This is a genomic window from Micromonospora sp. C31 (genome assembly GCF_018070575.1).
Classification (GTDB): Bacteria; Actinomycetota; Actinomycetes; order Mycobacteriales; family Micromonosporaceae; genus Micromonospora.
The window spans coordinates 158,668-183,912 of sequence record NZ_JAGPXN010000003.1 but is presented as its reverse complement, the minus strand read 5'-3'; the positions used below and the strand labels follow the sequence as shown (position 1 = coordinate 183,912).

The window sequence follows — 25,245 nt, the reverse complement described above, 5'->3', positions numbered from 1 at the left end:
GTGCTCACCTCCCATCCGCGTCGCCGGCCGCGGGTGCGGGTCCGGTCGGCTGCCTACCGGCGGGACGGACGGCCGACAGCAGCTTCCGTTGCAGTTCGACGACCTCCCGGCGGAACGCGTGCGGGTCCTCGGCGTACATGCCGTGCACGAAGAGCACCGGCGGGGTCGTCCGGACCGCCACCGCGAGGGTGCCCGGGGTCAGCCCGACGAGAAGCACCGTCAGCACCAGCTCGGTGCTGCTCGCCCCGGGCAGCGGCACCCGGACGATCGCCGGGCGCAGCCGCCAACCCGGGGTCAGGATCTCCCGGGCGACCACCAGGTTGGCCACCACCAGGCGGGCGACGAACCATCCGAGGAAGCGCAGGATCCGCCCGGCCCGCACCACCGCCCGCCGCCCCCCGTGCACGCTCACCGGCCGCTCACCGCCCGCAGATAGGCGTCGGGGTCGAGCAGACCGGCCGCCGCCGTGTCGGCGAGCCCGAGCAGGGGTTGCGCCACCGGGCCGAGCAGCAACGACACGACCGCCAGGGTCAACGCCGGCAGCACCGTCCGGGCCGGCACGCGGGTCGCGGCGACCTCGTCCGGGGCGGGCGGCTCCCCCCAGAACGCCCCTCCCCAGATCTTGAGCATCGAGGCCAGCGTGAGCAGGCTGACGCCGACGGCCACCGTCACCGCCACCCACTGCCCGGCGTCGCCCACCGCCCTGATCAGCAGGAACTTCGCCACGAACCCGGAGAACGGTGGGAGCCCGGCCAGGGAGAGCGCGGCGCCGGCGAAGGCCAGTGCCAGCACGGGCTGGGCGGTGGACAGGCCGCTCAGCCGGTCCAGCCGATCCGTCCGGTGGCCGGCGTGCACCGCCGCGGCGCAGAGGAACAGCGCCGTCTTCACCAGGATGTACTGCACCAGGTAGAAGACCGCCGCGGCGAGGCTCGCGGCCGTGAACAGGGCCAGTCCCAGCAGGACGTACCCGATCTGGCTGACCATGTGGAAGGTGAGCACCCGGCGCATGGTGGCCTCGCCGAGCGCGCCGAACACGCCCACCACCATGCTGAGCAACGCGGCCGCGGCGATCACCCCGTGGTACGCCGGATCGCCGTCGTACACGACGGCGTAGACCCGGATCAGGGCGTAGAGGCCGACCTTGGTGAGCAGCCCGGAGAAGAGCGCGAGCACCACGGGCGGCGCCTCGGGGTAGGTCCTGGGCAGCCAGTCGTGCCAGGGCACGACGGCGCTCTTGACCGCCAGCGCCAGCAGCACGACGCCGGCGGCCACGGCCACCGTGGGCGAGGTACGCGCGGCGGCCGCCAGGTCACCGAACTGCACCGTGCCGGTCACCCCGTAGACCAGCCCGACGCCGGCCAGCAGGATGGTGGAGGCGAGCAGGTTCATCGCCACGTAGACCCGGGCGGCGCCGAGCCGGGTGGCGCCGCCGCCCAGCGCGGCGAGCGCGTAGGACGGCACCAGCATGACCTCGACCAGCACGAACAGGTTGAACAGGTCGGCGGTGAGGAACGCGCCGTAGGCGCCGGCCGAGAGCACGAGGACCAGCGGCACGAACAGTGGATCGTGGTCGTCGCCGGATGCGGCGGTCGTGGCGAGGCAGGCCAGCACCACCACCGCGCAGACGGTGACCATCAGCGCGCTGAACGCGTCGGCCGCGAACCCGATCGCCACCAGGGGATGCCAGCCGCCGATCCGCTCGACCGGCACCGTGCCGTCCCGGGTGACCACCAGCAGCGCCACGGCCAGGACGAGGACGGCGGCGGTCACGGCGAGACCGGCCAGCCGGTGCGCCGTCCGTCGCCGGGGTACGGCGAGCAGCAGCGCGGCGGTCAGCAGCGGAGCGGCGAACGGCAGAACCAGCAGGCGGCTCACCGTTCTCCCCCGCCCGCGCCGCGCTCGGTGGCGGAGGGACCGCCGCCGGTCTCCCCCTCGCCGCCCGCGGTGGCGGAGGGACCGTCGCCGGTCTCCTTCTCGCCGCCGCCGGTCGGGCCGTCCGCGCTGAGCAGACCGAGCAGGTAGAGCGTGATGCCGAAGCTGATCACGATGGCGGTGAGCGCGAACGCCTGCGGCAGCGGGTCCGCCACCTCCGCGCCGGCGCCGTCGAAGGCGGGTGCACGCCGGTCCAGCCCGCCGGCGGAGAGCAGCAGCACGTTGACCGCGTGCCCGAGCAGGACGAAGCCGAGGATCACCCGGAGTTGGCCGCGCTGGAGCAGCAGGTGGACCGCGGCGGCCACCAGTACGCCGACGGCGACGGCGGCGCTCACCTGCGCTCTCCCGTCGCGGCCGGTCGGGTCGGCACGTCGAGCCGGCGCACCGCCGCCACGATCAGCCCGAGGACGATCAGGTAGACCCCGAGGTCGAACAGCAGGCTGGTGGAGAACGGCAGCGCCGCCCCGCCGGGCAGACCGACCTTGCCGAGGGTGAGAAGCGGGCGGCCCAGCGGCAACGCCGCCAGCCCCACGCCGAGGCAGAGCAGCAGCCCCGCCACCAGCAGGGGCCGGGTCCGCAGCCGGCCCAGCAGGGGCGCCGGGCTGCCGGCGTACGCGAGGTGGCCCAGCCCGACGGCGGTCCCGGCCAGCAGGGCACCGATGAACCCGCCACCGATCTCCTCGTGCCCGCGTACGAAGAGCAGACCAGACACCACCAGCATCACCGGGGCGAGCAGCCGGTGGGCGAACACCAGAACCGGGTCGGCGGGGCCGGCCGGGGTCTCCCGCCCCGCTCGGGCGACCCGGTCGGAGAGCGAGACCAGCCCCAGCGCCACGACCGCCAGGACCACCGACTCGCCGAGCGTGTCCAGCGCGCGGAACTCCACCAGGATCGTGTTGACCACGTTGCTCCCGCCGGTGATCGGGGCCGCCTCGGCCAGCAGGAAGCCGCCGGGGGCGGACAGGTCACGGCGGCCGGTCAACGCCGCCGTGCCGGCCGCCGCTGCCAGCCCGGTCGCGCCGGCCAGCACCGCGCCGGCCAGCAGGGCACGCGGTGCGCCGCCCGGGGGCAGACGCGGCGGGCGGCGTCGCAGCACCAGCATCACCACGATGGTGGTGAGCACCTCGACCAGCATCAGCGTCAGCGCGACGTCGGGCGCCCCGGCGGTCACGAACCAGACGGACAGCAGGAGTCCGACCGTGCCGGTGAGGCCGACCGCCCCCAACGCCGAGCGGACCGTGACCAGCCCGGCCAGGGTCACCACGAGCAGCACCAGCAGCACCGCGTCGCCGGGGCGGGTCGCGTCGCCCACCGGCGGCGGCAGCGGGCCGAGTCCGACCGCCGCCACCACGGCCAGCAGCGGCACGGCGAGCACCGGCCGGAGCAGGAACGTCGCCGGGCCGGCGGCCCGGGCCGGTCGGGCGACCAGTGCGCCGAGGCGCAGCAGTCGCGCGCGGCCGGCCTCGAACCAGACGGCGAAGGGGGTGGAGGTGGGCAGGCGGCGCAGCAGCCGGTCGGCCCGGGCGCGGAAGACGAAGAGCAGCGTCCCGAGCCCGACGGTGAGCGCGGAGAGCCCGAGGGCCGGGGTGAAGCCGTGCCAGAACGCCAGGTACGGCGGGTCGCCCTGGGGCCGGGCGTCGTTCGCGGCGCGCTCGACGAGCGGGCTGAGCAGGGTGACGGCGGGGCCCAGGGCGGTGGCCAGCACCGCGGCCACCGCGGCGGGGGCGACGAAGGCGAGCGGCGGCGGTCGCAGCCCCTGTTGGCGCAGCGGGCCGGTGAAGACGCCGTGCACCAGTCGGGCCGCGTACGCGAAGGTCAGCACCGAGGCCAGCACCCCGAGCCCGGCTGCCAACGGCGCGGTCCAGCGCGGGTGGTGCGCCTCGGTCAGCGCCTCGAAGATCGCCTCCTTGCCGACGAAGCCGATCGTCGGCGGCAGGCCGGCCATGGTGGCGGCGGCGAGGGCGGTGAACACCGCCGTCGCGGGCATGATCCGGTGGAGTCCGGACAGCCTGCGGATGTCCCGGCTGCCGGCCTCGTGGTCGATGATGCCGACCAGCATGAACAGCGTCGCCTTGAACAGCGCGTGCGCGACGGTGTAGAGGATCGCGGCCGCGTCCGAGGCGGGGGTGCCCACCCCGACGACCCCGACGATCAGCCCGAGCTGACTCACCGTCGAGTACGCGAGCAGCGCCTTGAGGTCGTACTGGCGCAACGCCAGGAAGGCGCCGAGCACCGCGGTCAGCAGGCCGACCACGAGCAGCGTCTGCTTCCACGCGGGCTGACCGCCGAACAGGGTGGAGAACCGCATCAGCAGGTAGATGCCGGCCTTGACCATGGTGGCCGCGTGCAGATAGGCGCTGACCGGGGTGATCGCGACCATGGCGCCGGGCAGCCAGAAGTGGAACGGCACCTGCGCCGACTTGGTGAAGGCCGCGACCAGCACCAGCGCGCCGGCCGCCCAGGCGGGGCCGCCCTTCAGCCGCTCCGGTTCGGCGAGGATGCGGCCGAGGTCGCTGGTGCCGAGTTCGAGCGTGAGGACCACGACGGCGGCCAGCAGGGCCAGGCCGCCACCCGAGGTGACCAGCAACGCCCGCACCGCCGGGGGCCCGGCGGCCGGTCTGCCCTGCCCGATCAGCACGAAGGACAGCACCGACGTCAGTTCCCAGAAGACGAACAGGACCAGCAGGTCGTTGGCGAGGACCAGGCCGAGCATGGCGGTCGCGAAGAGGGTCAGCAGCAGGTACGTGCGCGTGTGCGACGCCTCGCGGCCCAGGTAGCGCGGACAGTAGGTCAGGATGAGGGCGCCCACCCCGAGCACCAGCAGGGCGAACACGAGGGCGAGGGCGTCCATGCGCAGGGCGGCCGAGACGTCCAACGAGGGCAGCCACCGCCAGTCGGCGGTGACCGTCCGGTCGGCGAGGACCACCGGGAGCGGGAGCAGCAGCAGCCCGGCCGTCAGCAGGAACCCGGCGGCCAACGGATAGCCGGCGTCGCGGCCCAGCCGACGGGACAGCAGGGGTACGCAGGCCGCGAGCACGACCTGCCAGACGAGGACGGCTGCCAGGATCATGCCGGGCGGCGGTCGGTGGCCGACAGCGGCGCCGGGTCGGTCATGTTCGCTCCCGTCCGGATCAGGAGCGGCGTCTACCCGGTCGGCAGGGGCACATGCGTCCCCCGACCGGCGAAATTTCCCGGGCGTAACCGCCGGACTACCGGCAGGGGTCGGCGACGGCGAGAAACATGGTTAGCCTGAGAGACCAGTGAGATTTCTGCGGCGGACGAGGCTCGGCGTCGCGAACCCTACGGCGGGTCCAGCTGCTCTATACAGAGCTGCCGTCCGGCGACGAGGAGGAGGCCCGTGACACAACAGACCTGGGACGAGGTGGGCGGCCTGTTGCCGCACGACGAGTTCCGCGCCGCCAGCGAAGCCATCGTGTCCAATATCGAGAAGGTCATCGAGGGCAAGACAGCCACCGTCCGGCTGGCCCTGGCCGTCCTCCTCGCCGAGGGCCACCTGCTCATCGAGGACGTGCCCGGAGTCGGCAAGACCAAGCTCGCCAAGGCCCTGGCCCGGTCCATCGACTGCTCCGTGCGCCGCATCCAGTTCACCCCGGACCTGCTGCCCAGCGACGTCACGGGGGTCAGCGTCTACAACCAGGAGACGCACGACTTCGAGTTCCGACCGGGGGCCGTCTTCGCCAACCTGGTCGTCGGCGACGAGATCAACCGCGCCTCGCCGAAGACGCAGTCCGCGCTGTTGGAATGCATGGAGGAGCGTCAGGTCACCGTCGACGGCGTCACCTACCACCTCCAGACGCCGTTCATGGTCGTCGCGACGCAGAACCCGATCGAGATGGAGGGCACCTATCCCCTCCCGGAGGCGCAGCGCGACCGGTTCACCGCCCGCATCGCGATGGGCTACCCGGATCCGAGCGCCGAGCTGGCGATGCTCGACGGGCACGGCGCCACCGACCCGCTGGACGAGCTGTCGTCGGTCTCCGACGCCAACACCGTGCGGCAGTTGATCGCCCACGTCCGTCAGGTGCACGTCGCCGACGCCGTCAAGCAGTACGCGATCGACCTGGTCACCGCCACCCGCGAGTCCGCCGACCTGCGTCTCGGGGCCTCCCCCCGGGCCACCCTGCAGCTGCTGCGCACCGCCCGCGCGGTGGCCGCCCTGGAGGGACGCGACTACGTCCTCCCCGACGATCTCCAGGTGCTGGCCGTGCCGGTGCTCGCACACCGGATCATCCCCACCGCCGACGCCCAGCTCGCCCGGCGCACGACCGACGCGATCGTCTCCGATCTGGTGCACCGGCTGCCGTTGCCGCACGACCGCGGCCGCTCCCCCTACGACACCCGCCCGACGGGCGAGGGCAACGGCCGAGCCACCTACGAGCCGCGGAGGCGGTGACGTGCGCGACGGGCTGCGAGGGCTGACCACCCGCGGCCGTTCGTTCCTCGCCGCCGCTGTCGCGGCGGCGGTCTCGGCCGGCATCCTGGGCGAGAACGACCTGCTCCGGGTGGCCGTGCTGCTGGCCGTCCTGCCGCTGCTCGCCGCGGCCTACGTCGGGCGCAGCCGCTACAAGCTGGCCTGCACCCGGTCGCTGGACCCGCACCGGGTGCCGGTCGGGGCGAGCTCCCGGGTGGTGCTGCGGTTGCAGAACATGTCCCGACTGCCCACCGGCACCCTGCTGCTGGAGGACCGCCTGCCGTACGCGCTGGGCAGCCGGCCCCGGGTGGTGCTGGAGCGGCTCGGCGCCAACCAGGCCAGCTCGGTGGCCTACACGGTGCGCGCCGACGTGCGCGGCCGCTACGAGGTGGGCCCGCTGGTGGTCCGGATGACCGACCCGTTCGGATTGTGCGAGCTGAGCCGCGCCTTCCCGAGCACCGATCACCTGATCGTCATCCCGCAGGTCACCCCGCTGCCCTCGGTGCGGCTGCCCGGCGAGTACGCCGGCAGCGGCGACAGCCGGGCCCGCTCGGTGGCGGTGCACGGCGAGGACGACGCCGCCACCCGGGAGTACCGGATGGGCGACGACCTGCGCCGGGTGCACTGGAAGTCCACCGCGCGCACCGGCGAGCTGATGGTGCGCCGCGAGGAGCAGCCCTGGGAGAGCCGGGCCACGGTCGTGCTCGACACCCGCGCGTACGGCCACCGCGGCGACGGGCCGACGGCCTCCTTCGAGTGGGCGGTGTCCGCCGCGGCGAGCATCGCGGTGCACCTGCGCCAGGCCGGCTACAAGCTGCGTCTGGTCACCGGCTCGGGCGCCGACGTGGACGCCTCCGAGACGACCGGCGACGGGGTGCTCCTCGACCATCTCGCCGAGGTTCGGCTCGACAAGTCCGGCGAGCTGACCACCCTGGTGCAGCGGGTCCGGCAACGGTCGGACGGCGGCCTGATCATCGGCCTGTTCGGCTCGGTGAGCACGGCCGAGGCCGAGCTGCTGGCCGGGCTGCGGGGCAACGGCGCCACCTGCGTCGGCTTCCTGCTCGACAGCTCGACCTGGCTCAGCCTGCCCGCCAAGGCCAGGGCCGAGGCCGACCACGCGCACGGCGCCGCCGCGCTGGCCATGTTGCAGAGCGGCTGGCGGGTCATCGGGGTCGACCACGGCACGCTGCTGCCCGCGCTGTGGCCGCAGGCGTCCCGCGGTTCGCAGGGCTTCGCGCTGCGGGCGGCCATGGCCGAGACGGTGGCGGGCGGCATGCGATGAACGGAAGGGTCCCCTCATGACCGCCCACCGGAACCTGGGCTTCGTGGCCGCCGTGGCGACGCTGCTCGCCGCCGCGCCGCTGTCGGCCATCTTCGAGCGCTGGACGTGGCTGATCCAGGCGACGATCGCGGTGGCCGTGGTCGCCGCCGCCGCCGCGCTCGCCCGGGCGGCGCGGGTTCCGCTCTGGGGCCAGGCGCTGGGCATGCTGGCCGGCCTGACGCTGGCCCTGACCTGGCTCTTCCCGGGCGGCGGCGAACTGCTGGGCATCGTGCCCACCCCGTCGACCTTCACGCACTTCGGCGAGCTGCTCGACAGCTCGCTGGAGGACATGCGCTCCTACGGCGTCAAGGTGCCCGACACCGACCCGTTGTTGTTCGTCACGGTGCTCGGGGTCGGCGGGGTGGCCGTGGTGGTCGACGTGCTCGCCGTCGGGCTGCGTCGGCCGGCGATGGCCGGCCTGCCGATGCTGGCGATCTACTCGGTGCCCGTCGCGGTCTACGTGGACAGCGTCCCGGCGGTGCCGTTCGTCGTCGGCGCCGCCGGCTTCCTCTGGCTGCTGGTGACCGACAACGTCGACCGGGTCCGCCGGTTCGGCCGGCGGTTCACCGGCGACGGGCGCGACGTCGACGTCTGGGAGGCCTCGCCGCTGGCCGCCGCCGGCCGGCGGCTGGCGGCGGTGGGGGTGACGCTGGCCGTGGTGCTGCCGCTGGCCGTGCCGGGAATGACCGGCGGGCTGCTCGACACGCTGGGCGCCGGTTCGGGCAACGGCAACGGCAACGGGCGCCCCGGGCAGGGCGGGACCGGCAGGATCGACCTGTTCGCGGCGCTGAGCGGGCAACTCAACCAGTCCGAGGTCGCCGACCTGGTCAAGGTCACCACCAACGAGCCCCGGCCCTTCTACCTGCGCTTCGGAGTGGCAGACAAGCTCACGCCGCGCGGCTTCCGGGAGGGCACGCCCACCGGGCGTCCCGTCGACGACCTGCCGGAACCGTCCGCGCGGGGCGTCGAGCAGCGGACGTACCGGGCCTCGGTCGAGGTGACGAAGAACCTCACCATGCCGCTGCTGCCGGTCTACCCCGAACCGGTGCGCACCGAGGACCTGAACGGCAACTGGGCGTACGACCCGAGCCTCCAGGTGATCTTCTCGAACCGGGACAGCTCCCGCGACAAGCGGTATGCGTTCGACTACGTGCGCTCGACGTACACGCCGGCCGCCCTGCGCCGGTCCCAGCCGCTGCCGGCCGACCACGCCGTACGGCGCCTGCATCCCACGCCGCCGCCGGTGTCCGAGGTCGAGGAGCTGGTCTCCACGCTGGTACGGGGCAAGGACACCGAATACGACAAGGTCCGGGCGATCTACGACCACTTCTCGGCGGACAACGGCTTCACCTACTCGCTGAGCACCAAGGGTGGCACCAGCGGGCAGGAGATCGTCGACTTCCTCGACAACAAGGTCGGCTACTGCCAGCAGTACGCCGCCGCGATGACGTGGCTGGTCCGGGCCGCCGGCATTCCGGCGCGGGTGGCGTTCGGCTTCGCCAACGGCAGCAACTCCGGCAACGGCACGTACACCCTGACCAACCGGAACCTGCACGCCTGGACGGAGGTCTACTTCAACCAGGTGGGCTGGGTGCCCTTCGACGCCACCCCGGCGTACGGCGTGCAGGGCTCGACCCGCTCGGCCTGGGCGCCGGACACCGACGCCCCGGAGGAGGAGACGCCGGCCGCCGGCCCGTCGAGTGCCCCCGGCGGCGCCGACCCGTCGGCCGGCCCGGCGAGGCCGGAGGGCCCAGAGGAGGACGCCGACTCCGGCCTGGCCCTCGACGGCCGGGCCCCCGTCGAGCAGGGTCCGGTCTGGCCCTGGTACGCCGCCGGCACGGTGCTGGCCCTGCTCGTTCTGCTCGCCCTGCCGGCGCTGCGCCGCGCGGCCCTGCGCCGGCGGCGCAGTGGTCCGGCGACCCCGGCCGCGACGGCGGTGCGCCCCGCGGCGGCCGGCGACGCGCCCGCGCACGGGCGGCGCATGGTGGTGCTGGCGGACGCGGAGCGGGCGCGGGCGGACGCGCACGCCGCCTGGGACGAGCTGCTCGACACGCTGGTGGACTACCGGGTGCGGGTGGACCGCACGGAGACCCCGCGGGCGACCGCCGACCGGCTGTCCCGGGAGTCGCTCGCGGCCGACACGGAGGCGGTCACGGCGGTCCGCCTGCTCGGCCGTGCCGAGGAACGCGCCCGCTACGCCCGTGATCCGCTGACCGGCGAGCAGCTCCTGCCGCCCCTGCGCGTCGTACGCACCACGCTCGCCGCCCAGGCCGACCGGCGTACCCGACTGGTGGCGGCGGTGCTGCCGCCGTCGGTGCTGCTGCGCTGGCGCACGGGCACCGCCGAGGCGTCCTCCCGGCTGGTGGCGGCGGGCGGGCGGGCCCGGCACCGGTTGCTGCGCTGGAACCCGCGTCGCCTGCTGGCCGACCGCGTGGCCCGCTGACCGACGGACGAACGGGCCGGTGGGGGCACCCGCCCCTGCCGGCCCGTCGCGTTCGCGAAGGTGTCGTCGTGACGCCGGCTACCCCCTAACACCGGACCGTCGGGGCCGGCTCGGCGTGCCGGGACCGGCCGGACGATCGGGTGACCACGAGGAGCCAAACCCCGGGGAGGCACGCCCGGGGACGTGCGCCCGGGGACGTGCGGAATCGTCAGGGGCCGCCGGGGTGTCCCGGCGGCCGACTCGTCGGGGCGGCCCGCCTCAGCGGCGGGCCAGGCTCAGCGGTGCCCCTCCGGGCGCTGCCGCCACCGGTCCTCCATCCGATCCAGGATCGAGGGCCGGCGACCCGACCGACCGCGGGGGCGACGACGACTCGTCGTCCCGCCGACGACGTGCAGGTCGGGTGACTGCGACCGACGATGCGACTGCACCGCGAACGCGGCCGAGCCCAGCATGACGACGAAACCCGCCACTGCCAGCGGCGGAGTCTTGATCACCGCGCCGTAGACCAACAGCGCCAGCCCAACGATCATCACGCCGGCAGCGACGAGCAGGCGACGCCGCGCGTGGAAGCGCGGATCGCTGGCGCGCACGGCCGAGGCGAATTTGGGGTCCTCGGCAAGCGACCGCTCGATCTGCTCGAACAGCCGCTGCTCGTGCTCCGAGAGCGGCACGGCACTCCTCCCCGGTCACGTTGGTCGGCCCGGTCGGGCCGACAGACCGTGGCAGCCAACCGGCTGCTTACCCGCAAGTCTACGAGGGCCCCCGCGCGTCGGAAAGCGGGACGACCTACGGCCGGGGAGGATTTTCATTTCGTCGCCCCTCGCGCCGCCCGAGCAGACTGGCCGGACCTATGACGGACCGCCCGAAACGGGCAGCCGCGGCGTCGGCGGCGGCCTCCGCCTCCCGCCAGCCCCGCTCGGGCGCACCGAGGGTGAGCTGTCGCGGACTCTCCTGCGCGGCGGCGAGCCCCTCGACCCGTACGCCGACGAGCCGGATGGGCTCGACCGGGTCGAGCGCGGTGTAGAGCGCCCAGACGGTGTCGAAGATCTCCCTGGCGACGTCGGTCGGTGTGCCGGCCGTGCGGGAACGGCTGACGGTGCGGAAGTCGGCCAGCCGCACCTTCAGCGACACGGTGCGCCCGACCTGCCCGGCCCGGCGCAGCCGGACGCCGACCTTCTCGGCGAGCGCGAGCAGCGCCCGGCGGATCTCCAGCGGGTCACCCACGTCGACGTCGAAGGTCACCTCGGCGCCGATCGACTTCTCCACGTGCTCCGGACTGACCCGGCGCGGGTCCCGTCCCCAGGCCAGCTCGTGCAGCCCGGTGGCGGCCGCCTCGCCGAGCGCCTTGCGCAGCATGCCCGGCGGCGCCGCGGCGAGATCGCCGATCGTGGCCAGACCCAGCCGGCGCAGCGTCTCGGTGGACCGCTCCCCCACCCCCCACAGGGCCGACACCGGCAGCGGGTGCAGGAAGTCGAGCACCCGGGCGGCCGGGACGACGAGCAGGCCGTCGGGCTTGGCGCGGGTCGAGCCGAGCTTGGCCACGAACTTGCTCGGGGCGACGCCGACCGAGCAGGTCAGCCTCTGCTCGTCGGCGACCCGCTCGCGGATGCGCCGGGCGATGGCGGCCGGCGGGCCGAAGAGCCGCCGGGCCCCGGCCACGTCGAGGAACGCCTCGTCCAGGGAGAGCGGCTCGACCAGCGGAGTGACGTCCCGGAAGATCTGCATGACCGCCGTGGAGGCCGCCGAGTACTGCGTGAAGTCGGGCGGCAGGTAGACCGCGTGCGGGCAGAGCGCCCGCGCCCGCGCGGTGGGCATGGCGCTGCGCACCCCGTAGCGCCGGGCCTCGTAGCTGGCGGAGCTGACCACCCCGCGCGGGCCGGTCCCGCCCACCACGACGGGCCGACCGCGCAGCTCCGGACGGCGGCGGACCTCCACCGAGGCGAAGAAGGCGTCCATGTCGACGTGCAGGATCGGGCAGCCGGAGTCGTCGGCGTCCGGCCCGAACCGGGGATCGCCGCCCCGGGGCAACGACTGGCTGCGGCCCATCCCCGCAGGCTAGTCCGCACCTGCGACATCCCCGCCCGGCGGGCCGGCGCGTCAGCCGCGTACGACCAGCAGCGGGATCGTCATCTCGGCCGCCGTGTCCGCCCCGTGGTACGCCACCAGCCGGGAGACCACCGGCGGCTCGGAGCGGGAGGCGGTCACCGCGTACGTGGCGTTGCAGATCACCACCACGTCGCCGATGCGGAGCAGGTGCTCCTCCGCCACCGGGCCGAACCAGCCGGCCGCCACCACCTCGTCGCGGGTACGCACCCGGGCCGCGTCGCCGAGCACCGCCGCCCAGGTGGCCACGACGTCGTCCAGGGCGCCGGGGGTGACGTGCAGGTAGCGGACCCGGGGCTCCCCGGCGACCACCTCCAGCCCGGCGCGCAGCCGGGGGTCGGTGTCCAGGTCGAAGCGGTGCCCGGCCGGCACGTCGAGCTGGCCGTGGTCGGCGGTGACCAGCAGCGCGGCGTCGGGCGGCAGCCCGTCGACGAGCCGGGCCAGCAGCCGGTCCACCTCGGCCGCGGCGACGCGCCAGGGTGCCGAGTCGACACCCGTGAGGTGGCCGTGCCGGTCCAGGTCGGGGTGGTAGCCGGAGACCAGCGTGGGCCCCGGCCCGGCGGCCAGGGCGGCGAGCATCCGTTCGGCGAGCGCGTCGACGCCGGACGCGCCGCGGTAGTCGCCGCCCCGGTTGGCGGCCAGCGTCAGCCCGCTGCCACCGAACTCCGGCCGGCTCACCACGGTCACCGCGACCCCGGCGGCACGGGCCCGTTCGAGCTGGGTACGCACCGGCTGCCAGCGCAGCGGCGCCGGGTCGGCCGCCCACTCGATGTGGTTGAGCACCCGGTCGGTTCCCGGCACCCGCACCGTGAAGCCGAGCACGCCGTGCGCGCCGGGGGCCGCGCCGGTGCCGAGGGTCACCAGGCTGGTCGGCGTGGTCGACGGGAAACCGGAGGTCAGCGGCCGGCCGACGGTGGCGGCCAGCCCCGCCAGGGTCGGCGCGTACGGCGCGGCGGTCGGGATCTGGTGCCAGCCGAGGCCGTCGACGAGCAGCACCGCGACCCGGCGCACCCCGGGCAGCGCGGCACGCAGCCCGAGCGGGTCGGTGGCCCCGGGCACGTCGAGCACGGCGAGCGCGGCGGGCAGGACGTCGGCGAGACTGGCGTCGCCGTAGCGCGGCCCGACGGTCTCCAGCGGGTCGGTCACGGCCGGCGGGCGAACAGGTGCAGTTGGGCGGCGAGGTCCCGCCAGGGCGCCCGCGCGGCGAGGGCCCGTTCCAACTCGACGAGGGCGGCCGGCTGGCCGTCGGCCACGGCGGCGGGGAGGAGGTCGGCGAGCACGCGTACGCCGTGGATCTCCTCGACGACCAGCCCGGCGGCGCCGAGCAGCGCGGCGGCGCCGTCGGCGTCGTAGCGCCGGCGCAGCGTGTCCCGGGGGCCGGCGGTGCCGGCCGGGTCGGCGGCCAGCGTGGCGGCGACCTCGAGGTGCCCGTTCATCGCCCGGCCGAGCAGCGCGGCGGCCCGGCCGGCGACCAGCACGCTCGCGGCGCCGCCCGGGCGCAGCGCGGCGGCCACCGCCGACACCACCGCCGCCGGGTCGTCGACGACCTCCAGCACGGCGTGGCAGAGCACCAGGTCGGCGCTGCCCGGCGCGACCAGGCCGGCGAGCGCGTCGCCGTCGCCCTGCACGGCGCGGACCCGCTCGGCCACGCCGGCGTCGGCGGCCCGACGGGTCAACGCGGCGAGCGCGTCGGGACTGGCGTCGACCACGGTGACCCGGTGCCCGGCCTGGGCCAGCGGCACGGCGAAGCCGCCCGTGCCGCCGCCGACGTCGAGCACGGTCAGCGCGGTGCCGGGGCGGCGCTCCAGCTCGGCGCGCAGCACCGACCAGATCACGGCGGTACGGGGGGTCAGCGGCGGCCCGGCGAGCCGGCCTGGGGTCTGCTCCACCCGGTCGAGCCTAGTCACCCGGTCCAGCCGTGCCGAGCCGCACCTGAGGCGACCCGGCCGGCTGGCCGACGACGGGAGGTCAGGACTCGCCGGCGGCGGCGTCGTCCTCGGCGCGCGACCGCAGGGCGTTGGCCACCGGGCCCTCGACGATCTCGTACTCGCGCGGCTCGGTGTGGTGACTCGGGGTCCAACCGGCGCTGAGCCGGGTCCGCCGGGAGTTCGCCACCCCGCCGCTACGCTCGTTGTTTCCCATGATCGTTCGTCCCCTCGTGCTCGCGCGGGCCACTCTGCCCGCGCGAGCTGGAGTGTCCCTCCATCGGGCGCGGAAAACCGTAATGTGGATCACTGCCGTCAGCGGAAGTCGCGCGAGGCCGGGCTGACCGGCGGTTCGATGGCGTCCAGCCGGTCGGCAGTGAGGCTGATCACTCCCTCGTGCCGCTGCAACCGCCCCCGCACCACCAGTGCGGCGCTCGTGCGGGCCACCCGCCGGTAGCGCTGCCACAGGCCCGGGGAGCAGGTGACGTTGAGCATCCCCGTCTCGTCCTCCAGGTTGAGGAAGGTGACCCCGCCGGCGGTCGCCGGCCGCTGCCGGTGGGTGACGATCCCGCCGACCCGGATACGCCGACCCGGCTCCACCCGGCCGAGCCGGGCGATCGGCACCGCGCCGAGGGCGTCGAGCCGGGGCCGGATGAAGCTGACCGGGTGGCTCTCCGGCGACAACCCGGTCGCCCAGACGTCGGCGACCAGCCGCTCCACCGCCTCCATCCCGGGCAGGGTCGGCGCGGTCGCGCCGGTCACCGTGCCCGGCAGCCGGCCCGGCCGGTCCTGGGCCGCCGCGCCGGCGGCCCAGAGGGCCTCCCGCCGGGACAGCCCGAAGCAGGCGAAGGCGTCCGCGGTGGCCAGCGCCTCCAGCTGCGCGGCGGACAGCCCGGCCCGCCGGGCCAGGTCGGGCATGTCGCGGTACGGCCCGCGCGCCGCCCGTTCCGCCTCGATCCGCTCGGCCACCCCGTCGCCGAGGGTACGCACGCCGGAGAGCCCGAGCCGCACGGCCGGCCCGTCCAGCCCCCACGCGTGCGGCGGCTCCCCCGGCGCGCTGCCCCACCGGGTCTGCGGGGTGGACTCCAGCACCGCCATGGCGCCGCTGGCGTTGATGTCCGGCCGGCGCACCTCCACCCCGTGCCGGCGGGCGTCGTCGACCAGCGTCTGCGGCGAGTAGAAGCCCATCGGCTGGGCGTTGAGCAGCGCGGCCAGGAAGGGCCCCGGGTGGTAGCGCTTGAGCCAGGAGCTGGCATAGACCAGGTAGGCGAAGCTCATCGCGTGGCTCTCCGGGAAGCCGTAGCTGGCGAACGCGGAGAGCTTGCGGTAGACGTCGTCGGCCAGCTCGCCGGTGATGCCCCGCCCGGCCATGCCCGCGTAGAGCCGGTCGGCGATGCGGGCCATCCGCTCGGCGGAACGCTTGGCGCCCATCGCCCGGCGCAGCTGGTCGGCCCCCGCCGCGTCGAAGCCCGCCAGGTCGATGGCGAGCTGCATCAGCTGCTCCTGGAACAGCGGCACGCCGAGGGTCTTCTCCAGCGCGTTGCGCATCAGCGGGTGCGGGTAGGTCACCGGCTCCTGACCGTTCTTGCGCCGGATGTACGGGTGCACCGAGCCGCCCTGGATCGGGCCGGGCCGGATCAGTGCCACCTCGACCACCAGGTCGTAGAACTCGCGGGGCTTCAGCCGGGGCAGGGTGGCCATCTGGGCGCGGCTCTCCACCTGGAACACCCCGACCGAGTCGGCCCGGCAGAGCATGTCGTAGACCTCGGGGTCGTCCAGCGTCATGTCGCCGAGGTCCAGGCTCATCCCGATCATGTCGTAGCCGTAGTGCAGCGCGGAGAGCATGCCGAGCCCGAGCAGGTCGAACTTGACCAGGCCGACGGCGGCGCAGTCGTCCTTGTCCCACTGGAGCACGCTGCGACCCGGCATCCGCCCCCACTCCACCGGACACACCTCGATCACCGGCCGGTCGCAGATCACCATGCCGCCGGAGTGGATGCCCAGGTGCCGGGGAAACGTCTGCAACTCGTTGGCGTACGCGACCACCTGCTCGGGGATGTCCGCCACGTCGACGGACGCCACGGAACCCCAGCGGTCGATCTGCTTGCTCCAGGCGTCCTGCTGGCCGGGCGAGAACCCGAACGCCTTGGCCACGTCGCGCACCGCCGAGCGGGGCCGGTAGGAGATGACGTTGGCGACCTGTGCGGTGTGCTCCCGGCCGTAGCGGGCGTAGACGTGCTGGATCACCTCCTCGCGGCGGTCGGACTCGATGTCCACGTCGATGTCCGGCGGGCCGTCGCGCTCCGGGGCGAGGAAGCGCTCGAAGAGCAGCCGGTGCCGGACGGCGTCCACGTTGGTGATCCGCAGCGCGTAGCAGACCGCCGAGTTGGCCGCCGAGCCCCGCCCCTGGCAGTAGATGTCCTGCTCGCGGCAGAACGTGACGATGTCGTAGACCACCAGGAAGTAGCCGGGGAAGCCCAGCTCCTCGATCATGTTCAGCTCGTGGTCGAGCTGCGCGTACGCCCTCGGGTGCGCCTCGGGCGGGCCGTAGCGCTCGCGGGCGCCGGCGTGGGTCAGGTGGCGCAGCCAGCTCATCTCGGTGTGCCCGGGCGGCACCGGGTACGCCGGCAACCGGGGCGCGACGAGTTGGAGGTCGAAGGCGAGCTCGGCGCCGAACTCGGCGGCCCGCGCCACCGCGCCGGGGTAGGCGGCGAACCGGGCCGCCATCTCGGCGCCGCCGCGCAGGTGGGCGGTGCCGGCCGCGGGCAGCCAGCCGTCGATCTCGTCCAGGCTGCGCCGGGCCCGTACGGCGGCCACGGTGGTCGCCAGCCGCCGCCGGCCGGGGGTGGCGTAGTGCACGTTGTTGGTGGCCACCGTGGGCAGGCCGGCCGCCGCCGCCAGCTCGGCGAGCGCGTCGTTGCGGTCGGCGTCGACCGGATGCCCGTGGTCGGTCAGCTCCACCGCCACCGTCTCCGCGCCGAACAGGGCGGTGAGCCGTTCCAGCTCGCGGGCCGCCGCGGCCATCCCCTCGGTGAGCAGCGCCGACGGCACGTGCCCCTTGCGGCAGCCGGTGAGCACCAGCACGTGGTCGCGCAGTTCGGCGGCGACCTGCTCCAGGTCGCCGTAGACCGGGCGGCCCTTCTCCCCGCCGCGCAACTGGGCACGGGCGATGGTCGACGCCAGTCGGGCGTACCCCTCGTGGCCGTGGGCGAGCAGCAGCAGGTGCCGCCCCAGTGGGTCGGGCTCGCCGTTCTGCGGGCCGGGCAGGTCCAGGGAGAGTTCGGCGCCGAAGACGGTCGGCAGGTGCAGTGCGCGGGCCGCCTCGGCGAAGCGCACCACCCCGTAGAAGCCGTCGTGATCGGTGACGGCCAGCGCGGTGAGTCCCAGCCGGGCCGCCTCCTCGGCCAGCTCCTCCGGGTGGCTGGCACCGTCGAGGAAGCTGAAGTTGGTGTGCGCGTGCAGCTCGGCGTACGGCACCGCGTCGGCGGGACGGGCCACCTCGGGCGGCTGGTAGTGCTCCCGCCGGCGGCTCCAGGCGGGAGAGTCGCCGCCGTCGGCGTCCACGGCCAGCGGGTCGACCACGTGCAGGTGCCGCTCGTCGCGCACCCGGCCGCCCGCCCCGCCGGCCAGCCCCTCCCCCGGCAGTCCTTCACCCGACCGGCCCGAACCCGATCCACCCGGGCCCGCACCCGACCGGCCTTCACTCCACCGGTCCGCACCCGATCCACCCGGGCCCGCACCCGACCGGTTCGGGGTTGATCGTCCGGTGCCTGCTCCCCGGCCGGAGAGCAGATTTTCCAGCTCCAACCAGGGCAGCTTCGGGTTGTGGAAGCTCACCGGAGCCCCTCCGTACCGACGACCGGAGAGATCTTGGACGATTTCGGCCCCTGGAGGGGCAGGCTCTCGCCAGGACCCGGCAGCCGGTGGTCGGTGGTCTCACGAACGGGGCAGCTCGACAGTGCCGGACGGCGCTCCGGTGCGGTGCCAGCGCGCCCGAGCCGCCCCGTCGACACGGCACCGCACCGACCCGACCGCCACGTCGTGACCGTGGGCGGGCGCTCAGTCATAGATCGCCTCCACCAGCCAGCGCCCGGCCTCGACGGCGAGCAGCAGGGCCGTACCGTCGGCCAGGCAGACCTGGAACCGGGCCCGGCGACGGGCCTCGGCCGGCACCCACCAGCGCTCGTCGACCGGCCACGGGCCGGCCCAGCCGGCGATCTCGACCGGCCGGGCGGCGCCCACGGTCAGCCGGACCGGCTCGGCGCTGACCTGGAGCCGCGCACTGACCTCGACCGGTTCGCCGGCGGCGTCGTGCACGACCGCGGCGAGCGGCTCGGGCAGCACCACGGCCGGCGCGGGCGGCGGCAGCCGGCCCGGCCAGGGCGGCGGGACGGGCCGGGCCGGAAGGCGCTCGTCGCCCCACGGCACCAGGCGCACCTGGTCGGCCGGGGAACGCCCGCCGCCGAGCACCGCGGTGACCACCGCCTCGGGACCGAGGATGCCCTGTACCCGGCTCAACGCCCGGTGCGCCCGTTCCCGTTCCTCGCCGGTCTCCCCCCACAGGCCGGGTTGCAGACCGGCCTGCGCGACCACCCCGTCCGGGACCAGCCGCAGCCGGATGATGCCCGCCGTCGGGCGGGTCGGGTGGGTGCCCGCCCGGCCGGTGCTGCCGGAGAGCCAGCCGTCGAGCTGCCAGCGCACCCGGTCGGCGATGGCCGCGGCGGTGAGCAGCCCGTCGTGCCGCCAGACCCGGTGCAGTTCCTGGCCGTGTGCCGTGACCGCCTCGATGCCGAGCCGGGTGCAGGCCAGCCCGTGCGCGGCGAGCCGGTCGTGCAGCCGTTCGGCCAACGTCCGGGCGGCGAAGGCCGCCGCGTCGACCCGGTCGAGCGGCTCGTCGTGGTCGGCGGCGACCGCGAGGTCGACCGGGGGCCGCCGGACCGCGAGCGGTCGGTGGTCGCGCCCGGCCGCCAGCCGGTGGGCCAGCGCGCCGTCGAAGCCGAACCGGGCCAGCACGTCGCCGGCGGGCAGCGCGGCGAAGTCACCCAGGGTGCGTACGCCGAGCCGGCGCAGCAGGTCGGCCAGGGCGGGACGGCCGAGCGCCTCGACCGGCAGGTCGGCGAGGAACCCCGGTGTCCCGCCGGGTGGCACGACCCGTCCGTCGCGGGCGGCCAGCCCGGCGGCGAAGACCCCGTCGGCGATGCCGACCTGGCTCTCCACCGCGCAGGTCTGGGCGACGTGCTCGACGATCCGCTCGGCGGCCACCTCCTCGCCCCCGAGGTAGCGGCTCGGCCCCCTGGCGGCCACCGCGCACGCGCCGGGGCGTACCACCTCGACGCCGGCGACCAGTTCCTCGACGGCGGCGACCACCGGTTCGAACGCCCGGGCGTCGCGCCCGGGGTCGTACTCGACGGCGGTGAGCTGCGGGCAGCGGCCCTGGGCCTCCCGTTTGCGCAGCCCCCGGCGCACGCCCTCGGCGCGGGACCGCTCGGAGCAGGCGACCACCCGGTTGGCGTGCAGCACGGCGACCGGACCGGTGGCCGGCACCCCGTCGACGATCTCCGCGGCGAGCACCGGCCAGTCCGGGCACCAGAGCAACAGGGTGCGCGCGGGCGCGGCGGTCACGCGGGACCGACCAGGGTGAGCGCGGCACGACGGGACGGGTCGGAGGACGCAGAGGCGACGGCCGGGCCGACCGGGCGCAGCCGGCCGGCGGCCGACCGGCCGGTGACGGAGACGGCGGCGGCGGGAGCGGAGCGGGGAATCACCCGGGTGAGCCCGTCCCCGGGCAGCCAGACCTTGATCTCCTTCGGACGGGCGGCGGCCCCGCGACCCCGCGCGGAGACGGTGACCTCGCGGCGGCGCAGCCGGCCCCGCCCCTGCCCGAGCCCCTCCCAGGCGCCCCGGACCACCTGGAGGGTCACGTCCGCGCCGTCCCACCGCCCGTACGGGACGAGGACGCTGCCACGCTGCCGGGCCCGGGCGGCCAGCCGGTTGGCGACCGACGCCGAGACCGCCGTCGGCACCGCGGTGACCACGACGTCCACCCCGTCGATCAGCGCGGCGATGACGGTGGCCCACTCCGGGCCCGGGTGGGGCACCAGGGCGAGCCGGTCCAGGGCGATGCCCAACTCGGCGGCGGCGCCCGCCCCGAACGTCGGGACCCCGACCACGGCGCACCACGAGCCGGCCCGGGACGCCTCGGCGAGCAGCGCCAGGACCAGCGAGGTGCCGCCACTGCGCCGGGGTTGGCCGGTGGCGACCGCGATCGTGCTGCCCCTGCGCAACCCCCGGTTGGGCAGCAGCCCGGTCAGCTCCGGGGCCACCGGCAACACCCGGTGACCACCCGCCGGGTCCGGCGCGCTCGCCGGGCGCACCAGACCGGCCAGCGCGGCGGAACCGACCACCATCCGGCCCGCCATCGGACCTACCCCCCGTCGTGCTGTCGGATCAGACGTGCGTGTGGGCGTGCCCGGGACGCCCGGTCGCCGGATGGCGGGGCCCGGTCAGGCCGCGAGGCCGTCGAGCGCCGGTTGGTGGGCCACCCCGAGCGCGTTCTCCACGACCGTGACGAACTGCTCGGCGGAGCGCAGCAGGTCGTCGGCCTCCCGGGCGGTCACGACCCGTGGGATGCCGGCCTCGGCGGCGGCCCGCTTGCCGGCGCCGAGGGCGAAGAACCGGGCCCACTCGTCCAGCTCGGGGGCGACGCCGGAGAGCAGGACCCAGACGCTGGTGACCCGGTGACGTCGGGCGGGGGCGGGACGCGCCCGGGCGGCGAGCACGGCCGCGGCAGCACGGAGCGCGGCCAGGTGGGCGGCCGCGTAACGGAGGCCGTCGGGACGGGTCTGGGCGGCCTCGGCCAGCCCGCGCCGGGCCACCGCGAGAAGCTGGGCGGGGGTGCGGTGCGGCAGCACGTGCGCCGGCACCGTCGGTGCCTGAGCCGGGTTGGTCGGCATGGGACTGTCTCCTCCACGTGGCCGAGGCGCCGCCCCGGAGACGGCCCTGGGCCGCCGGCGGGACGCCGGGTCGAGTGGTGCGGAGGAAGACGCACCGGTGGGTGGCCGGCCGGGTGTGGATGCTTCCCCACACCACACCCGGCCGGCGTTACCCGGCGGGTTCGTCGCCCGCCGCCCGGGGGTCGTGGGCGGCGGGCGACGCTCCTGCCTGACGGGCCCGGACTCGCGACTGCCCGGGACCCAGGTGCGGCCCGCGGAGCCGCACCGCCCGGAGCCGCGCCGCGAAACACCGCTCCGGGTCTGTTGGAACGGGCGTTCGAGGCAATCGAACACTCGTTCTAACTGCTGCTGACAGTACACCCTTCCGCCGACGAAAACGCAACGTGTGGCGCGCGGACGTCGGGCGGCGTCGCGGCAGGTCCGACTCCCGGGCGTACGCCGCCGCGGCCCGCCCGGTCGGAGCGCGGCACGGCCGGCTGAGCCGCCGACGGAGGTACCGGGAAGAATGGCCGGCATGCAGCCACACCCGAACGTACGGGCGGTGCAGGACGTGCTCGACGCCGTCCGCGCGTACACCGGACAGGTGATCGGCGGGGTCGCCCCGGTCGGTCACCCGCGCCCGCCGCGCACCCTGGTCGGCACCACCCTGGAGCCGTACGACGAGAGCTGGGCGGCCGGCGGCGTACCGACCGCGGTGGCGTGAGCGAGCGGGGCGAACAGACCATGAGACCCGGCAGCGCGGGCAAGCCCACGTCCACCGGCACGCGGATGCCTCGCACCACCGTCGAGCGCAGCGAGGTGGTGGTGACGTGAGCGGGACCGACGTACCGGAGCTGGTCACGCTGCACGTGTGGCGCACCTCCCGCGCCGCGCTGCCCAGGGCGCTCACCCGGATGGCGCTCGACCCCCGCCGGCTGCGCGCGCTGCCCGGCGTACGGTTCGGCAAGCTGCTCGGCACCGGGACCGGCACCGGCTTCGGGCCGGGCGACGCCGATCTCACCCGGTGGGCGGCCCTGACCGCGTGGGACTCCCCCGCCGGCGCGGCCGGTTTCGACGCCTCGCCGGTGGGGCGTGCCTGGGCGCGGATCGCCCGCGCGTCCGTCCGGGTCGACCTGCGCCCGCTGAGCAGCCGGGGCGAGTGGTCGGGCCGCCGGCCGTTCGGGGAGCCGCCCGGCGGCCGGGTCACCGGCCCGGTGCTGGCGCTGACCCGGGCCCGGCTGCGGCCACGGCGGGCGGTCACCTTCTGGCGGGCGGTCCCCCCGGTGGCCGCCGCGCTGCACGCCGCGCCCGGCCTGCTGGCCCGCTTCGGCGTCGGCGAGGCCCCGCTGGGCTGGCAGGGCACGGTGAGCGTGTGGCGCGATCCGGCGGACCTCGTGGCGTTCGCGTACCGTCACCCGGAGCATCGGGCGGCGATCATGCGGACCCCCACCGAGGGGTGGTACGCGGAGGAACTCTTCGCGCGGTTCGAGGTGCGCGACGTGGTGGGCGACCGGGCGGTGCTGGGGTGGATCGCGGACGGCGATCCGGGAGCGGCGGAGGGTGCACGGGCATGAGGTTGGTGCGGTGGACGCCGGACGATCTCGTCCGACGGCTGGACGACGTGGTGGCCGTCTACGGTGAGGCGATGGGATACCGGCCGGAGCTGCTGGAGGCCCGGCGCGGCTACATCGCCACCCACGTACGCCGACCCGGCTTCCGCGCCGTCGCCAGCCTCACCAGCGAGGGCCACCTGGCCGGCTTCGGCTACGGCTACCTGGGCAGCTCCGGGCAGTGGTGGCACGACCAGGTCTGGCGGGCCCTCGACGCCCCGACCCGGCAGCGCTGGCTGACCCGCTGCTTCGAGGTGGTCGAGCTGCACGTCCGCCCGCCCGCACAGGGCCACGGCCTGGGCGCGCGGCAACTGCGGGCCCTGCTCAGCCTGGCGGAGGGGACGACCACGCTGCTCTCCACCCCGGAGGCCGACGAGGCGCGGTCGCGGGCCTGGCGGCTGTACCGCCGGTTCGGCTTCGTCGACGTCCTGCGCGACTTCCACTTCCCCGGCGACGAGCGCCCCTTCGGCGTACTCGGCCGGGACCTGCCGTTGGAGCCGCCGACACCCGCCGCGCCCGGCCGGGGCGCCCCGTGACCCGACGGCTGTCCTGGGCGCTGCTGGCCGTGCTGGTGCTGGCGCAGATCTGCTACCCGCTGACCACCGGGCAGACCCGGGCCCGGCTGACCGTCGCCACCGTCGTGCTCGGCTACCTGCTCTCGGTCGGCCACGCGCTGCTCAGCCGGGGCCCGCGTACGGCGGCGGCGCTGGTCGCGGTGGCCACGGTCGGCGGGTTCGCCATCGAGGCGCTCGGGGTGACCACCGGCTTCCCGTTCGGCAGCTACGACTACTCCGGCGAGCTGGGACCGAAGCTGGCCGGGGTGCCACTGATCATCCCGCTGGCCTGGACCTGGATGGCGTGGCCGGCCTGGCTGGCCGCCACCCGGCTGACCGGGGGCGACGCCGGCGGCGGGCCACTGGGGGCCGGCGGCGCCCCCGGCAGCGGGCCGGGCATCGGTGGTCGGCCGGGAGGCCGGTTCCCCGTCCGGCGAATCGCGCTGGCGGCCGTCGGGCTGGCCGCCTGGGACCTCTTCCTCGACCCGCAGATGGTGGCCGAGGGCTACTGGGTCTGGCGGGACGCCACCCCCGCGCTGCCCGGCCTGCCCGGCATCCCGGTGAGCAACTACCTGGGTTGGCTGCTCTTCGCCGTGCTGATGATGAGCGCGCTGCGCCCGCTGGCCGGGCCCGCCGTGGCCACCACCGACGGGCGCGACGGTCCGATGTTCGCGCTCTGGCTGTGGACGTACTTCTCCAGCGTGCTGGCCCACGCGGTCTTCCTCGGCCTGCCCACCTCGGCGCTGTGGGGCGCGGTCGGCATGTCGGTGGCCGCCGTGCCGCTGGCGGTCACGCTGCTGCGCGCCCGGCGCGACGACCGGCACCGCCCCCGTCAGCCGCACCGCCCCGGCGTCGACGCGACCGCATGACCGCCGTGCTCGCGCTGCTGCTCGGCGTGGCCGCGCTGACCGCACACACCCTCGTCAACGCCGGCCGCTGGCTGCGCCGCCCGGCCGAACGGCCGGCGCCGGTCACCGAGCCCGTGGCGGTGCTGCTGCCGCTGCGCGACGAGGCGGGGCGGGTCACCCCGTGCCTGCGCGCGCTGCTCGCCCAGCGGGGCGTGCCAGGGCTGCGCGTGGTGGTGCTCGACGACGGCTCGACCGACGGCACCGCGGACGTGGTCCGCGCGGTGGCCGGCGGCGACCCCCGGGTCACCCTGCTCGACGGCGTCGCCCCGCCGCCGGGCTGGCTGGGCAAGCCGCACGCCTGCTGGCAGTTGGCCACCCGGGCCGACCCCGCGGCGACCGCGCTGGTCTTCGTCGACGCCGACGTGGTGCTCGCCCCGGACGCGGTCGCGGCGGCCGTCACCGAGCTGCGTGCCGCGCGGGTGACGCTGCTGTCGCCGTACCCCCGGATCCTGGTGGCGACGGTGGCCGACCGGCTGGTCCAGCCACTGTTGCAGTGGCTGTGGCTGACCTTCCTGCCGCTGCGGGCGATGGAGCGCTCGCGGCGGCCGTCGCTGGCCGCCGCCGGCGGACAGTTCCTGGTGGTGGACCGGGCCGGCTACGAGACCGCCGGCGGGCACGCCGTGGTGGCCGGGAAGATCCTGGAGGACGTGGAGCTGGCCCGCGCGGTCAAGCGGGCCGGCGGCCGGATCGCCCTCGCCGACGGCTCGCGGCTGGCCACCTGCCGGATGTACGAGGACTGGCCGCAGCTGCGCGACGGCTACTCGAAGTCGCTCTGGGCCACCTTCGGCCATCCGGGGGCCGCCGCCGCCGTGGTGGCCCTGCTGCTCCTGCTCTACACCGCCCCCCCGCTGCTGGCGGTCGTCGCCCTGGCCGCCGGCGCCCCGGCGGTGGCCGCCGCGGCTCTCGCCGCCTACCTGCTCGGAGTCACCGGGCGGGCGGTCAGCGCCCGGGCGACGGGCGGCCGGTGGTGGCCCGACGCGCTGGCACACCCCGTATCGGTCGTGGTCCTCGGTTGGTTGACCCTGCGGTCGTACCATCTGCGGAAGCGGCGTCGCCTGTCCTGGCGCGGCCGCCCCGTCACCTAG

The 25,245-nt window shown here is 75.7% G+C and carries 20 protein-coding genes and 1 pseudogene; 8 read left to right on the top strand and 13 right to left on the bottom strand.

Annotation, left to right across the window (positions count from 1 at the left end; translation table 11 throughout):
* Nucleotides 1–4: 4 nt before the first annotated feature.
* From KBX06_RS07445 to mbhE, 4 genes are read right to left on the bottom strand one after another with little or no spacing between them, the layout of a single operon-like run.
* Nucleotides 5–412 (bottom strand): Na+/H+ antiporter subunit E, encoded by a 408-nt coding sequence (locus KBX06_RS07445; RefSeq protein WP_210833478.1) that lies wholly within the window; start codon nucleotides 410–412, stop codon nucleotides 5–7.
* Nucleotides 409–1,875: a monovalent cation/H+ antiporter subunit D family protein gene (locus KBX06_RS07440; protein WP_210833477.1), complete on the bottom strand. Its 1,467-nt coding sequence runs from the start codon at nucleotides 1,873–1,875 to the stop codon at nucleotides 409–411. Before KBX06_RS07440 ends, KBX06_RS07445 begins: the two co-directional genes overlap by 4 nt.
* Nucleotides 1,872–2,267, bottom strand: coding sequence for a sodium:proton antiporter (locus KBX06_RS07435; protein ID WP_210833476.1), 396 nt, complete (start codon nucleotides 2,265–2,267; stop codon nucleotides 1,872–1,874). Before KBX06_RS07435 ends, KBX06_RS07440 begins: the two co-directional genes overlap by 4 nt.
* Nucleotides 2,264–5,002, bottom strand: a complete 2,739-nt coding sequence (mbhE, locus tag KBX06_RS07430) for a hydrogen gas-evolving membrane-bound hydrogenase subunit E (RefSeq protein WP_210833475.1) — start codon at nucleotides 5,000–5,002, stop codon at nucleotides 2,264–2,266. Before mbhE ends, KBX06_RS07435 begins: the two co-directional genes overlap by 4 nt.
* Before the next feature lie 288 nt (nucleotides 5,003–5,290).
* Between mbhE and KBX06_RS07425 the strand changes: the two genes are divergently transcribed.
* Genes KBX06_RS07425 through KBX06_RS07415 form a run of 3 tightly spaced genes read left to right on the top strand, consistent with a single transcriptional unit; the run spans nucleotide 5,291 to nucleotide 10,128 of the window.
* The gene (locus KBX06_RS07425; protein WP_210833474.1) at nucleotides 5,291–6,346 is read left to right on the top strand and encodes a MoxR family ATPase; all 1,056 of its coding nucleotides are present in this window, start codon (nucleotides 5,291–5,293) and stop codon (nucleotides 6,344–6,346) included.
* 1 nt (nucleotide 6,347) lies between these two features.
* Nucleotides 6,348–7,646 carry a DUF58 domain-containing protein gene (locus KBX06_RS07420; RefSeq protein ID WP_210833473.1) on the top strand — a complete coding sequence of 433 codons (1,299 nt, stop codon included), beginning with the start codon at nucleotides 6,348–6,350 and terminating at the stop codon, nucleotides 7,644–7,646.
* A gap of 16 nt (nucleotides 7,647–7,662) precedes the next feature.
* Nucleotides 7,663–10,128, top strand: coding sequence for a DUF3488 and transglutaminase-like domain-containing protein (locus KBX06_RS07415; protein ID WP_210833472.1), 2,466 nt, complete (start codon nucleotides 7,663–7,665; stop codon nucleotides 10,126–10,128).
* A gap of 275 nt (nucleotides 10,129–10,403) precedes the next feature.
* On the opposite strand, the gene KBX06_RS07410 is transcribed toward KBX06_RS07415, so the two are convergent.
* From KBX06_RS07410 to KBX06_RS07370, 9 genes are all read right to left on the bottom strand, one after another.
* Entirely contained in the window at nucleotides 10,404–10,799 is a 396-nt protein-coding gene (locus KBX06_RS07410; RefSeq protein ID WP_210833471.1) for a DUF3040 domain-containing protein, read from the bottom strand.
* Between the two features lie 115 nt (nucleotides 10,800–10,914).
* Nucleotides 10,915–12,174 (bottom strand): DNA polymerase IV, encoded by a 1,260-nt coding sequence (locus tag KBX06_RS07405; protein ID WP_210833470.1) that lies wholly within the window; start codon nucleotides 12,172–12,174, stop codon nucleotides 10,915–10,917.
* Between the two features lie 51 nt (nucleotides 12,175–12,225).
* Complete coding sequence (locus tag KBX06_RS07400) at nucleotides 12,226–13,422, bottom strand: nucleotide pyrophosphatase/phosphodiesterase family protein (protein WP_210833576.1); 1,197 nt, start codon at nucleotides 13,420–13,422, stop codon at nucleotides 12,226–12,228.
* On the bottom strand, nucleotides 13,374–14,138 hold the full coding sequence (locus KBX06_RS07395; RefSeq protein WP_210833469.1) for a methyltransferase domain-containing protein: 765 nt from the start codon (nucleotides 14,136–14,138) through the stop codon (nucleotides 13,374–13,376). Before KBX06_RS07395 ends, KBX06_RS07400 begins: the two co-directional genes overlap by 49 nt.
* A 61-nt stretch (nucleotides 14,139–14,199) precedes the next feature.
* Nucleotides 14,200–14,373 (bottom strand): hypothetical protein, encoded by a 174-nt coding sequence (locus tag KBX06_RS07390; protein WP_210833468.1) that lies wholly within the window; start codon nucleotides 14,371–14,373, stop codon nucleotides 14,200–14,202.
* Between the two features lie 98 nt (nucleotides 14,374–14,471).
* On the bottom strand, nucleotides 14,472–17,993 hold the full coding sequence (locus KBX06_RS07385; protein WP_374225586.1) for an error-prone DNA polymerase: 3,522 nt from the start codon (nucleotides 17,991–17,993) through the stop codon (nucleotides 14,472–14,474).
* 222 nt (nucleotides 17,994–18,215) lie between these two features.
* The gene (locus tag KBX06_RS07380; protein WP_210833466.1) at nucleotides 18,216–19,778 is read right to left on the bottom strand and encodes a DNA polymerase Y family protein; all 1,563 of its coding nucleotides are present in this window, start codon (nucleotides 19,776–19,778) and stop codon (nucleotides 18,216–18,218) included.
* Nucleotides 19,775–20,575: a hypothetical protein gene (locus KBX06_RS07375; RefSeq protein ID WP_210833465.1), complete on the bottom strand. Its 801-nt coding sequence runs from the start codon at nucleotides 20,573–20,575 to the stop codon at nucleotides 19,775–19,777. Before KBX06_RS07375 ends, KBX06_RS07380 begins: the two co-directional genes overlap by 4 nt.
* 84 nt (nucleotides 20,576–20,659) lie before the next feature.
* On the bottom strand, nucleotides 20,660–21,109 hold the full coding sequence (locus KBX06_RS07370; protein ID WP_210833464.1) for an SAV_6107 family HEPN domain-containing protein: 450 nt from the start codon (nucleotides 21,107–21,109) through the stop codon (nucleotides 20,660–20,662).
* A gap of 562 nt (nucleotides 21,110–21,671) precedes the next feature.
* On the opposite strand from KBX06_RS07370, the pseudogene KBX06_RS07365 reads away from it, so the two are divergent.
* The 5 genes and pseudogenes from KBX06_RS07365 to KBX06_RS07345 form a co-directional block, all read left to right on the top strand.
* Nucleotides 21,672–21,812: pseudogene (locus KBX06_RS07365) on the top strand (YbaK/EbsC family protein); the annotation flags it as partial.
* 106 nt (nucleotides 21,813–21,918) lie between these two features.
* A complete protein-coding gene (locus tag KBX06_RS07360; protein WP_210833463.1) occupies nucleotides 21,919–22,662 on the top strand; it encodes a monooxygenase in 744 nt (247 codons plus the stop codon).
* Nucleotides 22,659–23,234: a GNAT family N-acetyltransferase gene (locus tag KBX06_RS07355; protein WP_210833462.1), complete on the top strand. Its 576-nt coding sequence runs from the start codon at nucleotides 22,659–22,661 to the stop codon at nucleotides 23,232–23,234. The genes KBX06_RS07360 and KBX06_RS07355 overlap by 4 nt, the downstream gene beginning before the upstream one ends.
* On the top strand, nucleotides 23,231–24,121 hold the full coding sequence (locus KBX06_RS07350; RefSeq protein WP_210833461.1) for a carotenoid biosynthesis protein: 891 nt from the start codon (nucleotides 23,231–23,233) through the stop codon (nucleotides 24,119–24,121). Before KBX06_RS07355 ends, KBX06_RS07350 begins: the two co-directional genes overlap by 4 nt.
* Nucleotides 24,118–25,245 carry a glycosyltransferase family 2 protein gene (locus KBX06_RS07345; RefSeq protein WP_210833460.1) on the top strand — a complete coding sequence of 376 codons (1,128 nt, stop codon included), beginning with the start codon at nucleotides 24,118–24,120 and terminating at the stop codon, nucleotides 25,243–25,245. The genes KBX06_RS07350 and KBX06_RS07345 overlap by 4 nt, the downstream gene beginning before the upstream one ends.